Genomic DNA, 1,439 nt, shown 5'->3' with positions numbered 1-1,439 from the left:
CGGCGGAGACGACGATCCCCCCAACACTGTGACCCGCGTCCGCGCTCCCCGCGCGCACGTTGAGTCCACCAGCGGCTCCGACCGAGTCACGAGCGTCAAGGGCTCCACCCGCCTTGAAGCAAAGAAGCAGCGCCGCCGCGAATCCCGCGAGACCGGCCGCCGCCGCCAGGTCATCACCGAGGCCGAATTCCTGGCCCGCCGTGAGTCCGTCGACCGCCAGATGATCGTTCGCCAGCGCGACGACAGGATCCAGATCGGTGTCCTCGAAGACGGCGTGCTCGCGGAGCACTTCGTGTCCAAGACACAGCAGGATTCCCTCATCGGCAACGTCTACCTGGGCAAGGTCCAGAACGTGCTGCCGTCGATGGAAGCCGCGTTCGTAGACATCGGACGCGGCCGCAACGCCGTACTGTACGCCGGTGAAGTCAACTGGGATGCCGTCACCCTGGAAGGCAAACCGCGCCGCATCGAGAACGCCCTGAAGTCAGGCGACTCCGTGCTGGTCCAGGTCACCAAGGATCCGGTGGGCCACAAAGGCGCACGCCTGACGAGCCAGATTTCACTTCCCGGCCGCTACCTTGTGTACGTACCGGGCGGGTCAATGACGGGAATTTCCCGCAAGCTGCCCGACGTCGAGCGCAACCGCCTGAAGAAAATCCTCAAGGACCGCCTCCCGGAGAACGCGGGCGTTATTGTCCGCACCGCCGCCGAGGGTGCTTCCGAGGAAGAACTGACGCACGATATCAACCGCTTGCGGGCCCAGTGGGAAGGCATCGAAAGCCAGTCCACGTCCACCAAGATCCTGGCTCCGGAACTGCTGTACGGCGAACCGGACCTCACCATCAAGGTTGTCCGTGACGTCTTCAACGAGGACTTCTCCAAGCTCATCGTCTCCGGCGATGAAGCCTGGGACACCATCGAGGCCTACGTCACGTACGTGGCGCCGGACCTGGTGGGACGCCTCGAGAAGTGGACCTCGGACCAGGACATTTTCTCGGCATGGCGTGTGGACGAACAGATCCACAAGGCCTTGGAGCGCAAGGTCTTCCTGCCCTCCGGTGGTTCGCTCGTGATCGACCGCACGGAGGCCATGACGGTTGTCGACGTCAACACCGGGAAGTTCACCGGCAGCGGCGGCAACCTCGAGGAGACCGTCACCAAGAACAACCTTGAGGCTGCCGAGGAAGTGGTCCGCCAGCTCCGCTTGCGCGACATCGGTGGAATCATCGTCATCGACTTCATCGACATGGTCCTGGAATCCAACCGCGATCTCGTGTTGCGCCGCCTGGTCGAGTGCCTCGGCCGGGACCGTACCAAGCACCAGGTCGCCGAGGTGACCTCGCTTGGATTGGTCCAGATGACCCGCAAGCGCATGGGCACCGGCCTGCTGGAGGTCTTCGGCGAGCAGTGCGAGACGTGCGCAGGGCGCGGAATCGTCA

The 1,439-nt window shown here is 64.0% G+C and carries 1 protein-coding gene; it reads left to right on the top strand.

Annotated elements, in window-relative coordinates; all coding sequences use genetic code 11:
• On the top strand, positions 1-1,439 hold a 1,439-nt coding region (locus AHiyo1_RS17315), incomplete at both ends, for an Rne/Rng family ribonuclease (RefSeq protein WP_148667637.1).

The sequence above is a fragment of the Arthrobacter sp. Hiyo1 genome (genome assembly GCF_001263615.2).
Taxonomy (GTDB): Bacteria; Actinomycetota; Actinomycetes; order Actinomycetales; family Micrococcaceae; genus Arthrobacter.
The sequence above is the reverse complement of the archived record's forward strand: the minus strand, read 5'-3'. Positions and strand labels throughout refer to the sequence as shown.